General features: G+C 39.1%; 14 protein-coding genes and 1 riboswitch. Of the genes, 13 read left to right on the top strand and 1 reads right to left on the bottom strand.

Features of this window, described 5'->3' with window-relative positions:
* Nucleotides 1-93 precede the first annotated feature (93 nt).
* From MKY06_RS24105 to MKY06_RS24075, 7 genes are all read left to right on the top strand, one after another.
* Nucleotides 94-678 (top strand): TetR/AcrR family transcriptional regulator, encoded by a 585-nt coding sequence (locus MKY06_RS24105; protein ID WP_013059408.1) that lies wholly within the window; start codon nucleotides 94-96, stop codon nucleotides 676-678.
* Nucleotides 679-757: 79 nt separating this feature from the next.
* Complete coding sequence (locus MKY06_RS24100; RefSeq protein ID WP_289919835.1) at nucleotides 758-1,531, top strand: enoyl-CoA hydratase; 774 nt, start codon at nucleotides 758-760, stop codon at nucleotides 1,529-1,531.
* Nucleotides 1,532-1,549: 18 nt separating this feature from the next.
* Nucleotides 1,550-2,323 carry an electron transfer flavoprotein subunit beta/FixA family protein gene (locus MKY06_RS24095; protein ID WP_016765685.1) on the top strand — a complete coding sequence of 258 codons (774 nt, stop codon included), beginning with the start codon at nucleotides 1,550-1,552 and terminating at the stop codon, nucleotides 2,321-2,323.
* A 33-nt stretch (nucleotides 2,324-2,356) separates the two neighbouring features.
* A complete protein-coding gene (locus MKY06_RS24090; protein WP_025601738.1) occupies nucleotides 2,357-3,337 on the top strand; it encodes an electron transfer flavoprotein subunit alpha/FixB family protein in 981 nt (326 codons plus the stop codon).
* Between the two features lie 345 nt (nucleotides 3,338-3,682).
* Nucleotides 3,683-3,997 (top strand): thioredoxin, encoded by a 315-nt coding sequence (trxA, locus tag MKY06_RS24085; protein ID WP_013059404.1) that lies wholly within the window; start codon nucleotides 3,683-3,685, stop codon nucleotides 3,995-3,997.
* A 224-nt stretch (nucleotides 3,998-4,221) separates the two neighbouring features.
* Nucleotides 4,222-5,988 (top strand): excinuclease ABC subunit UvrC, encoded by a 1,767-nt coding sequence (uvrC, locus tag MKY06_RS24080; protein ID WP_064472163.1) that lies wholly within the window; start codon nucleotides 4,222-4,224, stop codon nucleotides 5,986-5,988.
* A gap of 65 nt (nucleotides 5,989-6,053) precedes the next feature.
* Nucleotides 6,054-6,231, top strand: a riboswitch (Lysine riboswitch).
* A 141-nt stretch (nucleotides 6,232-6,372) separates the two neighbouring features.
* The gene (locus tag MKY06_RS24075) at nucleotides 6,373-7,605 is read left to right on the top strand and encodes an aspartate kinase (protein WP_013059402.1); all 1,233 of its coding nucleotides are present in this window, start codon (nucleotides 6,373-6,375) and stop codon (nucleotides 7,603-7,605) included.
* A 51-nt stretch (nucleotides 7,606-7,656) separates the two neighbouring features.
* Here the strand turns inward: MKY06_RS24075 and MKY06_RS24070 are convergent, their stop codons facing one another.
* Nucleotides 7,657-8,184 (bottom strand): YslB family protein, encoded by a 528-nt coding sequence (locus MKY06_RS24070; RefSeq protein WP_025601736.1) that lies wholly within the window; start codon nucleotides 8,182-8,184, stop codon nucleotides 7,657-7,659.
* Between the two features lie 489 nt (nucleotides 8,185-8,673).
* Here MKY06_RS24070 and MKY06_RS24065 point away from each other — a divergent pair, with 489 nt between their 5' ends.
* From MKY06_RS24065 to MKY06_RS24040, 6 genes are all read left to right on the top strand, one after another.
* Nucleotides 8,674-9,282, top strand: coding sequence for a succinate dehydrogenase cytochrome b558 subunit (locus MKY06_RS24065; RefSeq protein ID WP_013059400.1), 609 nt, complete (start codon nucleotides 8,674-8,676; stop codon nucleotides 9,280-9,282).
* Nucleotides 9,283-9,311: 29 nt separating this feature from the next.
* Entirely contained in the window at nucleotides 9,312-11,099 is a 1,788-nt protein-coding gene (sdhA, locus tag MKY06_RS24060; RefSeq protein ID WP_013059399.1) for a succinate dehydrogenase flavoprotein subunit, read from the top strand.
* Between the two features lie 3 nt (nucleotides 11,100-11,102).
* Nucleotides 11,103-11,876 (top strand): succinate dehydrogenase iron-sulfur subunit, encoded by a 774-nt coding sequence (sdhB, locus tag MKY06_RS24055; RefSeq protein WP_013059398.1) that lies wholly within the window; start codon nucleotides 11,103-11,105, stop codon nucleotides 11,874-11,876.
* 63 nt (nucleotides 11,877-11,939) lie between these two features.
* Nucleotides 11,940-12,389 carry an acyl-CoA thioesterase gene (locus tag MKY06_RS24050; RefSeq protein WP_013059397.1) on the top strand — a complete coding sequence of 150 codons (450 nt, stop codon included), beginning with the start codon at nucleotides 11,940-11,942 and terminating at the stop codon, nucleotides 12,387-12,389.
* Between the two features lie 173 nt (nucleotides 12,390-12,562).
* Nucleotides 12,563-12,787: a spore germination transcription factor GerE gene (gene gerE, locus MKY06_RS24045; RefSeq protein ID WP_013059396.1), complete on the top strand. Its 225-nt coding sequence runs from the start codon at nucleotides 12,563-12,565 to the stop codon at nucleotides 12,785-12,787.
* A 203-nt stretch (nucleotides 12,788-12,990) separates the two neighbouring features.
* Nucleotides 12,991-13,317 (top strand): hypothetical protein, encoded by a 327-nt coding sequence (locus tag MKY06_RS24040; protein ID WP_340961449.1) that lies wholly within the window; start codon nucleotides 12,991-12,993, stop codon nucleotides 13,315-13,317.
* The last annotated feature ends 48 nt before the right edge of the window (nucleotides 13,318-13,365 follow it).

The raw sequence follows: 13,365 nt of genomic DNA, 5'->3' as shown, positions 1-13,365 counted from the left end.
TTTTTACTGAAACATAATTGACAGATACTTGCGGTTTCTTTATTATAAAGATATGAATGAATAATCATTCATATTTTAAAGGAGCGTATAAGATTGAGAAGAAATAAGCCAAAGTATAAACAGATTATCGATGCAGCTGTAGTAGTAATAGCAGAAAACGGATACCACAATGCTCAGGTTTCTAAAATTGCTAAGCAGGCTGGAGTTGCAGACGGTACGATATATTTATATTTTAAAAACAAAGAAGATGTCTTGATTTCCTTGTTTCAAGAGAAGATGGGACAATTTGTAGAAAAAATTTATGAAGAACTGGCGGGAATTGAAACCGCGGCAGAAAAACTTCATGTGTTAATTGACAAACATTTTTCGTTTCTAGCGGAGGATCATCATTTAGCTACAGTGACACAGCTCGAACTGCGTCAATCGAACAAGGATTTAAGATTGAAAATTAACGATGTATTAAAAGATTATCTGACTCTCATTGATTCTATTTTGCAGACAGGAATCGAAACGGGTGAGTTTTCTGAAAATATAGATATTCGTCTTGCGCGACAGATGATTTTTGGAACGATTGATGAAACTGTCACAACATGGGTAATGAACGATCATCGATATGGTCTAATAGAATCGGTAGATAAAGTCCATTCCCTGCTGTTAAACGGCTGCAGCGGCTCATAATCGTAAGTGAGCCTGCTGCTCCCCTGCGAGGGGAAAAGCGCAAGGTAATGAAAATAGAAAGAAAGGGTGGCGTAAACAAATGGAGATTATCCAGGTTGAAACTGTTGATGCAATAAGCTTCATTACGTTGAATAGACAACCTGCTAACGCTTTGTCTCAAGATTTATTAAAAGATCTTTCAAGTGTTTTAAAACATTTAGAAGATAGTAAAGAGACAAGGGTTATCGTTATTAAAGGTGAAGGGAAATTCTTTTGTGCCGGAGCTGATATAAAAGAATTCACATCACTTCAGCAGGCAAAAGAATACGAGAAGCTTGCTGTTAACGGTCAAGAGCTCTTTGAGTATATTGAAAATTACCCAAAACCAGTGATTGCAGCTATTCATGGAGCTGCTTTAGGCGGAGGATTGGAGCTTGCTATGAGCTGCCATATCCGTTTGGTAACGGAAAATGCTAAGCTGGGCTTGCCTGAGCTTCAGTTAGGAATTATACCAGGATTTGGAGGAACTCAGCGATTGCCTCGTTATGTAGGAGTTCATAAGGCTTGTGAGATGATGCTGACAAGTGATCCAATATCCGGAAGCGAGGCAGTGGAGTTAGGATTGGCAAATGCAGCTTTTGAAGAAAGTCAGCTTATCAATGAAACATTTTTACTTGCTAGAAAAATTGCCAAAAAAAGCCCAATCTCTGTTAAAGCTACCTTGCAGCTGCTTCAGCATGTAAAAACAGATGCTTACTACAGCGGCATTAAAAAAGAAGCGCAGTTTTTTGGAAGCGTATTCAAAAGCCGGGATGCTCAAGAAGGCGTAGCCGCTTTTATTGAAAAGCGCCAGCCTAAATTTTTAGGAAAATAAGCTTAGGAGGGGAATTGAATGAATATTTACGTGTTAGTAAAAAGAACATTCGATACAGAGGAGAAACTTTCATTAAAAAATGGTCAAATTGTTGAAGATGGGGCTGAATTTATTATTAATCCTTACGATGAGTATGCAGTTGAAGAAGCTATTCAGCTAAAGGAAAAGCATGGCGGGGAGATTACGGTCGTGAGTGTAGGAGGGGAAGAATCAGAAAAAGAACTCCGAACAGCTTTGGCTATGGGAGCAGATAAAGCGGTTTTAATCAATACGGAAGATGACATAGAAGATGGCGATCAGTACACGACTTCTAGGCTGCTGGCACAGTACTTAAAAGAACAATCTCCTGACTTGATTTTGGCAGGAAACGTAGCGATTGACGGAGGTTCGGGCCAAGTGGGGCCGCGCGTAGCAGAACAGTTAGAAATCCCTTATATTACGACGATTACAAAATTGGATATCGAAGGTGAAAAAGTGACTGTTGTACGCGATGTGGAAGGCGATTCCGAAGTTATCGAAACGTCGCTTCCTCTTCTAGTAACAGCTCAGCAGGGACTTAACGAACCTCGCTATCCATCTCTTCCAGGGATTATGAAAGCGAAGAAGAAACCGTTGGTTGAAGTAGAATTGGATGATTTAGATTTAGATGAAGATGATGTAGAAGCAAAAACAAAGACAATTGAAATTTATTTGCCTCCGAAAAAAGACGCAGGACGCGTATTACAAGGAGATATAAAAGATCAAGTGACAGAACTGGTCAATTTACTGCATAAAGAAGCAAAAGTCATTTAATAAGTCAAAAGTCAAAACAATGGGGGTATTGCAATGGGACGCAAAGTGTTAGTTCTAGGAGAAGCACGTGATGGGGGATTACGAAACGTATCGTTTGAAGCGATTTCCGCAGCGTCTACTGTAGCTGATGGTGGGGAAATTGTTGCAGCGTTAGTAGGAAAGGAAGTAAAAGCTTTAAGTGAAGAGCTTATTGCGTACGGAGCGAATAAAGTTGTTGTGACGGAGCATGAAGATTTAGCTGCTTACACATCGGATGGTTATGCTCAGGCGTTATTAGCCATCATTGAAAGTGAACAGCCTGAAGCTATCGTATTTGGCCATACGGCTCTTGGCAAAGACCTAGCGCCAAAACTGGCAGCTCGCTTAGACAAAGGACTTATCTCCGATGTGACGGATGTAGAAGTTGGAGGGGATCAAGTAGTCTTCACCCGCCCAATTTATTCTGGTAAAGCATTTGAAAAGAAAATCATGATCGATGCTTTTACGTTTGTCACGATTCGTCCAAATAATATTTCACCGCTTGCAAAAGACGAGGGACGTACAGGCGATGTAGAGGATTTAAATGTTGAAATCAAAAACCTGCGTACAGTTGTAAAAGAAGTTGTACGGAAAGCAACGCAAGGAGTTGATTTATCCGAAGCAAAAGTCGTGATTGCAGGTGGTCGAGGTGTAAAAAGCACGGAAGGTTTTGGACCTCTCCAAGAGCTAGCGGACGTGTTAAATGGAGCTGTTGGGGCATCTCGCGGAGCGTGCGATGCAGATTACTGCGACTATTCTCTTCAGATCGGTCAGACGGGCAAAGTAGTCACACCAGATTTATACATTGCCTGCGGAATCTCAGGAGCCATTCAGCATTTGGCCGGCATGTCAAATTCAAAAATTATTGTTGCCATTAACAAAGATCCTGAGGCGAATATTTTTAAAGTAGCTGATTACGGAATCGTTGGAGATTTATTTGAAGTGGTGCCTCTGCTAACGGAAGAATTTAAAAAGCTGAAAGTACAGTCTGCGTAAGAGGCTGGGACAAAAGTATTTTAGACGAAGTGAAAAACGAACCATTGATCAAGATGTTTGATTAGTGGTTCGTTTTTTTGTTAGGGTAAGCGTAGCTTTCATGTGTGTGGGTCTTTCTAGCAGTTCAGCTCTTGTATACTATTTGTTCGTCTTTAGATGGGATTCATTTCCTTATGTCTCAACCTCATGGAAAACGAAATTTTCTACGTATGTTTTTATGTGAATTGTACAAACTAGAGCGGAGAATAAACAGTATAAATGTAAGCAAAAAGTTAGCAAACCTTATTTGAAGGTGATATACTGTGAGTAGAATTTGGATATTGCATATATTTAGGAGGAATTAAAATGGCTATTGCACATGCTACAGATAAAAACTTTACAGATGAAATTAAATCAGGCCTAGTGCTTGTTGACTTTTGGGCACCATGGTGTGGCCCTTGTAAAATGATTGCTCCAGTTCTTGAAGAAATCGATGGCGAACTTAACGATAAAGTTAAAATCGTGAAAGTAGACGTTGATGAAAATCAAGAAACGGCTGGAAAATTTGGTGTTATGAGTATCCCAACTTTAGTATTATTTAAAGATGGAGAGAAAGTTGACCAAGTAGTTGGTTTCCAACCAAAAGAAGCATTAACAGAATTAATTAATAAACACGCGTAAGTCAAAACCTAGCTCAGGCTAGGTTTTTTCTTTTTCTCCACTTTTTCTCTTTTGGGAATACTTTTATTTAGCGAATATGCGTTCGTTTGTTTTATACTAGATGTAAGGAACATCGCCATAAATCCGGCTTATGTGCATGTATTGTAAGGCAGGAAAGAATGTAGGTTACGCTTCATAAGCGAATGTATAGATGGACAGAGTAAGAGAAGAGGAAGGAGAAAAATATGAACGATTATTTAAAAGAAAAGCTGGCTATTTTACCGGATCAGCCCGGCTGCTACTTGATGAAAGATAAATATGGAACGGTCATTTACGTAGGAAAAGCAAAAGTATTAAAAAATCGAGTGCGCTCCTACTTTACCGGATCTCATGACGGAAAGACGCTTCGACTTGTAAACGACATTGTCGATTTTGAATATATCGTCACATCTTCTAATTTAGAAGCGCTTATTTTAGAAATGAATTTAATTAAAAAGCATGATCCAAAATACAATATCATGCTTAAAGATGATAAGGGTTATCCCTTTATTAAGATTACAGCTGAAAAACAGCCCCGACTTGTTATTACAAGAAAAATAAAAAAAGATAAAGGGAAATACTTCGGTCCTTATCCTAACGTTCAAGCTGCAAATGAAACAAAGCGGCTTCTTGATCGCATTTATCCATTAAGAAAGTGCTCTACCATGCCAGACAGACCTTGTTTGTATTACCATATCGGGCAATGCCTAGCTCCTTGCGTAAAAGAAGTAAAAGAAGAGCAAAACAAACAAATTATTGAAAATATCACGCGGTTTTTAAATGGTGGATATGAGCATGTCAAAACAGAGTTAACTGAAAAAATGTTAAAAGCTTCAGAAGAACTTGACTTTGAACGGGCTAAAGAATATCGAGATCAAATTGCTCATATCGAAGCGACAATGGAAAAGCAAAAAGTAACGTTTAATGATTTTGTTAATCGAGATGTGTTTGGCTATTCTTATGATAAAGGCTGGATGTGTGTTCAAGTTTTCTTTATTCGCCAAGGGAAATTAATTGAGCGAGAAGTTTCTATGTTTCCTTTTTATAAAGAGCCAGAAGAAGATTTCTTAACTTTTATCGGTCAGTTTTATGCCAAAAATATTAAGCCAAAAGAAGTGATGGTTCCAGCAACGATTGATGCAGAGTTGGCTGAGAAATTAGTAGAAGTAGAGGTTCAGCATCCAAAGCGAGGCAAAAAGAAAGAATTAGTAGAACTTGCGTGTAAAAATGCAAAAATTGCGCTCGGTGAAAAATTCTATTTAATTGAACGAGATGAAGAACGCACGGTTGGCGCAGTTGAACGGTTAGGAGAAGAGCTTGGAATTGCCGCTCCTTATCGGATTGAAGCATTTGATAATTCAAATATTCAAGGAACAGACCCAGTTTCTGCGATGATTGTTTTTGTTGATGGGAAGCCGGAAAAGAAAGAATATCGTAAATATAAAATTAAGACCGTGCAGGGACCAGATGATTACAGTTCCATGAGAGAAGTGGTTCGCAGAAGGTATTCCAGAGCATTAAAAGAAGATCTTCCGCTTCCAGATTTAATTGTTGTAGATGGAGGTAAAGGGCATTTGGCTGCGGTGCAGGATGTTCTCGAAAATGAATTGGGACTTTTAGTGCCTACAGCAGGTCTTGTCAAAGATGATAAGCACAGAACTTCGAATCTGATGATTGGCGAGCCTCCTCAAATCATACCGCTTGAACGCAATAGTCAAGAATTTTATTTGCTTCAGCGAATTCAAGATGAAGTTCACCGCTTTGCGATTACCTTCCACCGTCAAGTGCGCTCTAAGTCCGCTTTTCAGTCTGTTCTGGACGACATTCCGGGAGTGGGAGAAAAGCGTAAAAAAGCTTTGTTAAAGTATTTTGGTTCGGTGAAAAAATTGAAAGAAGCAACGGTTGAAGATATTCGAAATTCAGGTGTTCCTCAAAACATTGCTGAAAAAATTTATGAAACATTGCAAAAATAGTCTTGAAATAATAGAAAATGTTTGATAAGCTATTAACTAATTTCATACGACACTTCATCAAATGAAGTGAAGATAGAGGTGCAAATTTAATCAGTACGTATCAGGAAGGGTATGAGCCCTTATGAATGATGCGGAAAGGGAAATTTGCCGAAGTGAACATTACCTCATAGTAATGATTGCTGGTTCTGCGTTGAATAAACGTAGGATTGTCAAGATGTAGATTCTTGGAGAGCTATCTCACGGCAGTGGACGGTTATGTTTTATAATTTTCGTTCGTTAAGCAATGAGAGCTCATCTCATTGCTTTTTTTATTGTCTGAGTAAAAAAATTTAGCTTCTCATCATCCTGCATATGCAAATTTATTGAAAAGGAATGAACAAAATTATGGCATTAATCGTTCAAAAATTTGGTGGAACATCTGTTGGTTCTGTTGAACGTATTCAACATGTAGCAAACCGAGTTATTCAAGAAGCAGAGCGCGGTAACCAAGTAGTCGTTGTTGTATCGGCAATGGGCAAAACCACAGATGCACTGGTGAAATTAGCAAGTGATATTACGGACAGTCCAAGCAAACGCGAAATGGATATGCTTCTTACAACTGGAGAACAAGTGACGATTTCCCTGTTAACAATGGCCCTTCAATGCAAAGGGTATGAAGCAACTTCGCTAACAGGTTGGCAAGCTGGCATCCAGACGGAAGCAGTTCATAGCAATGCACGAATCCAGCACATTGATACAACTCGTATTCAACGTCAGTTAGATAGCGGACGAATTGTAGTAGTAGCTGGATTCCAAGGCTGTTCAGAAGATGGAAGCATTACAACATTAGGTCGAGGCGGCTCTGACACGACGGCAGTAGCTCTTGCCGCGGCGCTAAAAGCTGCAAAATGTGATATTTATACAGATGTAACAGGAGTGTTTACGACAGATCCGCGCTATGTAGAAGATGCCCGTAAGCTTCACTCTATTTCATATGACGAAATGTTAGAATTAGCTAATTTGGGAGCAGGGGTGCTGCATCCGCGCGCTGTTGAGTTTGCAAAAAATTATCAGGTACCGCTAGAAGTGCGTTCAAGCTTAGAAAACGAGAATGGAACGATTGTTGAGGAGGAAGTTTCAATGGAACAAAACTTAGTCGTAAGAGGAATTGCGTTTGAAGATAATATTTCACGCGTGACAATTGAAGGGTTAAACAACGAGTTGCAAACTCTTTCTACTATTTTTACAGCATTAGCAAAAGAACAGTTAAATGTGGACATTATTATTCAAAACGTAACGGCTAATAATCGTCTATCCATCTCATTTTCTATTAAAACCGTAGACGTAGAAGCTGCTCTTGCTGTCTTAAAAGAATATAAATCTACTTTAGGATATACGCGTATCGAACATGAAAGCGGTCTGGCTAAAGTGTCGATTGTCGGATCTGGTATGATTTCAAACCCAGGTGTTGCAGCTGAAATGTTTGAAGTGCTGGCAGGAGAGAAAATTGAAGTGAAGATGGTCAGCACGTCTGAAATTAAAGTATCTACAGTTGTACCGCATGCTGATATGGTAAAAGCAGTTGAGACGCTTCACGTAGCATTCGAACTAGAAGAACAGCAGGCAGTGCAAGTATAAAGAAGAGAAAAAAGACGTGGTATCTCCACGTCTTTTATATATACGTATTTTTTACTTTTTATAACGCTCCGCGCGTGTTTCGGTAGGTAAAATATCTTTTCGGTCCCACTGCACGGAAATCAGCACTTTTCCGTTCTTTTCTTTATGTGTTAAGTAGGCTTCTGTTAGGCAGTTGTTTTGCCGCTGAATCTGTTCAGCCACAAATCCTGACTCAAGATGAAACGAACAAGTTTCCTGCTGAAATCTTTTGCTGACCACATCACCTGATAACTCAAGCTCTAGTGAATATTTATCTTTTTTTGCAAGCGTCAGTGTTCCCCAGGAAGCTGCTTTAAAAAAAGCGACGATTTCATCCATTGTATTTAATGGGTATTTCCGCGCAAGGTGTTTTCCTGCCCAGTATGAAATGGTATTCGTTTCGTCTCCAAGAAGCTCTGGAATTAACACGTCACGCAAAAGGCTGTATCCGAAATATGAAACGTGATCAAGATTTCTCTCTGTTTCAGCTGTGACATTAGGTTCTGATGTTTCCATCGTCTCTTCAAGTTCTTGCTGTGATTCTGTTTGTAAATTGCTCATGCTTTCCCCTCTTTCTTTACTACTATTATATACAAATCTAAAAAACCTCTCACGCATTTTTTTAATAAAATGTAAGAGGATCTTTATTATGGTAAAAAGAGTTAGATGTAAAGATAAAAAATCCATAATATACCTTTTAAAAGGGTACTTTTACCTGTGTAAATGTTTTGTGAACTTGTTTACAATAAAAGTATAAAGTAAACGCTTACTTAGTTGTGGCAAGCAATATTATAATAGAAAGAAAAAATCTGTAACATCAATATAGTAAGCGTTAACAAATATAAAATTTTATAAATTTATATTTTATAGAAGATTTAAATATCTTGCCTTGACGCTCTTAATCGATGGGAGTAAAATTAACCTGTCACATACTTTATTAGGAAATGCAAAGGTTTTCATTTCCTATATTCACGATTAATCTATTTGTCTAGTGGGAGTAAGAAAGTTCTTCACAAACTATGTTCATTTAACTAAGGGGGGTCTACGCAGATGGCGGCAAACAGAGAGTTTCAATATCGGAGAATCCATTCATTACTTGGGGTAATACCAATCGGGATTTTCTTAACACAGCATTTAGTTGTGAATCATTTCGCGACAAAGGGAGAAGAATCATTTAATCAAGCAGCTCACTTCATGGAGAGCTTACCTTTCCGCTATGCTCTAGAAATTTTCATTATTTTCTTACCAATCGTTTTTCACGCAATATACGGTCTTTACATCGCATTCACTGCTAAAACAAACGTTAACAACTATGGGTTTTTCCGTAACTGGATGTTTATCCTTCAGCGTGTTTCAGGTGTAATCACACTTATCTTCATCACATGGCACGTATGGGAAACCAGAATACAAGCTGCGCTTGGAAAAGAAGTAGATTTTCAAATGATGGAACGAATTTTAAGCAACCCGGCAATGCTTGCATTCTACATAGTTGGTGTTGTATCTACGATCTTCCACTTTGCAAACGGTCTATGGTCATTTGGAGTTAGCTGGGGGTTAACTGTAACACCACGTTCTCAAAGAATTTCAACTTATGTGACATTAGCAATCTTCTTAGCACTTACATTTGTAGGTGTTCGTACATTATTCGCATTTGCATAAAATTAAGGTTTTGAAGGAGTGGGGTTCCGATGAGTAACGGAAAAATCATCGTAGTCGGTGGCGGTTTAGCTGGCTTGATGGCAACAATAAAAATTGCTGAGTCTGGCAAGCAAGTAGATTTATTTTCACTAGTTCCGGTAAAAAGATCTCACTCAGTTTGCGCGCAAGGTGGAATCAACGGAGCCGTAAATACGAAAGGTGAAGGGGATTCACCATGGGAACACTTTGATGACACAGTGTACGGCGGAGACTTTTTAGCCAACCAGCCACCTGTAAAAGCAATGTGTGAAGCAGCTCCTGGCATTATTCACTTACTTGACCGCATGGGTGTTATGTTTAACCGTACTCCTGAGGGTTTGTTAGACTTCAGACGATTTGGCGGGACGCAGCATCACCGTACGGCTTTTGCTGGAGCAACAACGGGTCAACAATTATTGTACGCATTAGATGAGCAGGTTCGTCGCTATGAAGTTGCCGGACTTGTGACAAAGTACGAAGGATGGGAATTCTTAGGTGCTGTTCTTGACGATGAGCGCAGCTGTCGCGGAATTTCTGCACAGAATTTAAAATCAATGGAAATTAAAACGTTCCCAGCTGACGCGGTTATTATGGCTACAGGTGGACCTGGAATTGTTTTTGGAAAATCGACGAACTCAGTTATTAATACAGGTTCAGCGGCATCTATTGTGTATCAGCAAGGTGCATACTATTCAAACGGAGAGTTTATTCAAATTCATCCAACTGCTATCCCAGGAGATGATAAGCTTCGTCTTATGAGTGAATCTGCTCGTGGAGAAGGCGGACGCGTTTGGACATATAAAGACGGTAAACCTTGGTATTTCTTAGAGGAAAAATATCCTGCATACGGTAACTTAGTACCTCGTGATATTGCAACTCGTGAAATTTTTGACGTCTGCGTAGCGCAGAAGTTAGGAATTAACGGAGAGAACATGGTTTATCTGGACCTTTCACATAAAGATCCAAAAGAGCTAGACATTAAACTTGGAGGTATCATCGAAATCTATGAAAAATTCATGGGCGATGATCCGCGCAAGGTACCAATGAAAATTTTCCCAGCCGTACACTATTCAATGGGCGGTTTATGGGTGGATTACGATCAAATGACAAATATTCCTGGCTTATTCGCAGCTGGTGAGTGTGATTATTCACAGCACGGAGCGAACCGTTTAGGAGCAAACTCATTATTATCAGCTATTTATGGTGGTATGGTTGCCGGTCCTAAAGCGGTTGAATACATCAATGGTTTAGAAAAGAGCGCAGATGCTATTTCTTCAAGCGTATATGATCGTCATGTGAAAGAAGAAGAAGAGAAATGGAACAATATCATGAATCTTCAAGGTACAGAAAATGCATACGTTCTTCATAAAGAGCTAGGGGAATGGATGACTGACAACGTGACAGTCGTACGATACAATGACAAACTGTTAAAAACAGATGAAAAGATTCAAGAATTAATTGAACGCTATGATCGTATTAACATTAATGATACGGCTAAATGGAGTAATCAAGCGGCAACATTTACTCGTCAGCTGCAAAACATGCTTCAGCTTTCACGTGTTGTAACGCTAGGAGCTTACAACCGTAACGAAAGTCGCGGTGCTCATTATAAGCCAGATTTCCCAGATCGTAACGATGAAGAATTCTTAAAAACAACAATGGCATCTTTTGTGGATAAGAAAACGGCTCCTTCTTTCCATTATGAAGAGGTAGACGTATCGTTAATCAAACCGCGTAAGCGCGACTACACAAAGAAAAAAGATGAAAAACCAAAAAAACAACAAGAGGGGGTTCGTTAATCAATGAGTGAACAACAAACAGTCCAAAAGACAGTGCGCTTCATTATTACACGTCAAGATTCAGCTGAATCTGCTCCTTACAATCAGGAGTTTGAAATTCCGTATCGTCCGAATATGAACGTTATTTCAGCACTGATGGAAATCAGACGTAACCCTGTTGATGCTTCAGGTAAAGAGGTTGCTCCGATAAACTGGGAAATGAACTGTTTAGAGGAAGTATGCGGAGCCTGTTCAATGGTCATCAACGGTAAACCTCGTCAGTCATGTACGGCTCTTGTTGATAAACTAGAACAGCCAATTCGCTTACAGCCAATGAAAACATTTCCTGTGGTTCGTGACTTGCAAGTAGACCGCAGCCGTATGTTTGATTCACTAAAAAAAGTAAAAGCCTGGGTTCCAATCGATGGCACATACGATTTAGGTCCAGGACCGCGTATGCCTGAAAAGAAACGTCAGTGGGCGTATGAGTTATCCAAGTGTATGACATGTGGCGTTTGCTTAGAAGCTTGTCCAAACGTAAACGACAAGTCAAACTTCATCGGTCCAGCACCGCTTTCTCAAGTTCGCTTGTTTAATGCCCATCCAACCGGTGCGTTAAATAAAGGAGAACGTTTAGAGACGATTATGGGTGATGGAGGACTAGCGAACTGCGGGAACTCTCAAAACTGCGTTCAATCATGTCCAAAAGGAATTCCATTGACTACTTCAATCGCAGCTTTGAACCGCGATACAACAATTCAAGCATTCAGAAGTTTCTTTGGTAGCGATCAAGTATAATCACTCAAAACCTCTCCACGCGGAGAGGTTTTATTTTGTCTATGACGAATGGAGGAAATACAGATGAATAATATTTCGTATATTGAAGACATGGATCATTGGAAAGAGTCATTTTCGTTTAAGCAGGAGATCAAGGTAAGATTTTCGGAAACAGATATGTTTGGGCATTTAAATAATACGGTTCCTTTTGTTTATTTTGAACAAATACGTACGGAATTCTTTCACCGTATTGGCTTTATGCAAAAGTGGACGAGTGAGCATGAGGGAACGATACCGGTGGTGGCTGATTTGCAGTGCGATTATATCAAACAAGTGTATTTTGGCAACGTGCTATCTGTTTTTGTAAAAGCTCATAGAATTGGACGTTCGTCGGTTGATTTACACTATATGATTCAAAATGAGCAAAGAGAGGTTGTACTCACCGGGAGAGGAACAATGGTGCAAATTTCTAAAGAAACGGGAAAAAGCGTGCCTTGGAATGAAGAGATGAAAAGGTGTTTATCAAATATATGAAAATGGCTTGAAGGCTCTTTCTTCAGGCTTTTTTCTTTTTTAAAGGTAAAAAAGAGTTTTTTGCATATTTTTTCTAAAACTAGTAACCGCGTAGGCATACCGCACATAAGATATGTTGACTAAATTTACACCCATCCGATAGTTCAACTCAGGATCAGGCAAGGAGGGTTACATTGAAAGAAAAAGAGTTTCAACCTAAACCGCTACTTACAAAGCGTGAACGAGAAGTATTCGAGCTTTTAGTACAGGACAAAACAACAAAAGAAATCGCGAGTGAACTATTCATTAGCGAAAAAACAGTTCGAAATCATATTTCTAATGCGATGCAAAAGCTTGGAGTCAAGGGGCGTTCTCAAGCAGTCGTAGAACTCCTTCGAATGGGAGAACTTGAACTATAACATGAGCTGGCTTTCTTCTTAGAAAGCCAGCTTTTTGTATATTTTTTTAAGTGTCGCATACATATCTAAAAAGAATGACGTTAAGAAAATATTATAAAAAAGGTAAATCTTTATAAAAAAAACTTATTGCTTGAAATTGAATTTCAGAGTACGTATACTTTTAAGTAAGGAGATACTAGTTCAGAAGAAAGAGAGGTGAGATGATGAAAAATGTATGGATGAGCTTATTGTTATGCATGATATTCTGTTTGCCTTTTGCGAGTTTGTCAGATAAATTTATTGATAACGACTTTGAAAAAGTGAAGGTCACAAAAAGTTCGGTTCAGCATTACACGGATATTGTGCACATGTCTCCAGGAGCTAAGCACAGCGTTAAACAAATAGGATCCCTCATACAAAGCGTGATAGTAACTTTTGCTTTAGTATGGACGAGTGCCAAACTCATCATTCCGACGCATCAAATTGCGTATTTTATCCTCAAGAAAACACTTTTTTATCCAAAAATCTTTCAATCAAGTTACCTCAATTAAATAAAAAAGGTTGAAATTTCCACAGCCTTTTCTTCAAACCTAAAATTA

This window comes from Priestia sp. FSL P4-0332, from assembly GCF_038005845.1.
In the GTDB taxonomy this organism is placed as follows: Bacteria; Bacillota; Bacilli; order Bacillales; family Bacillaceae_H; genus Priestia.
The sequence above is the reverse complement of the archived record's forward strand: the minus strand, read 5'-3'. Positions and strand labels throughout refer to the sequence as shown.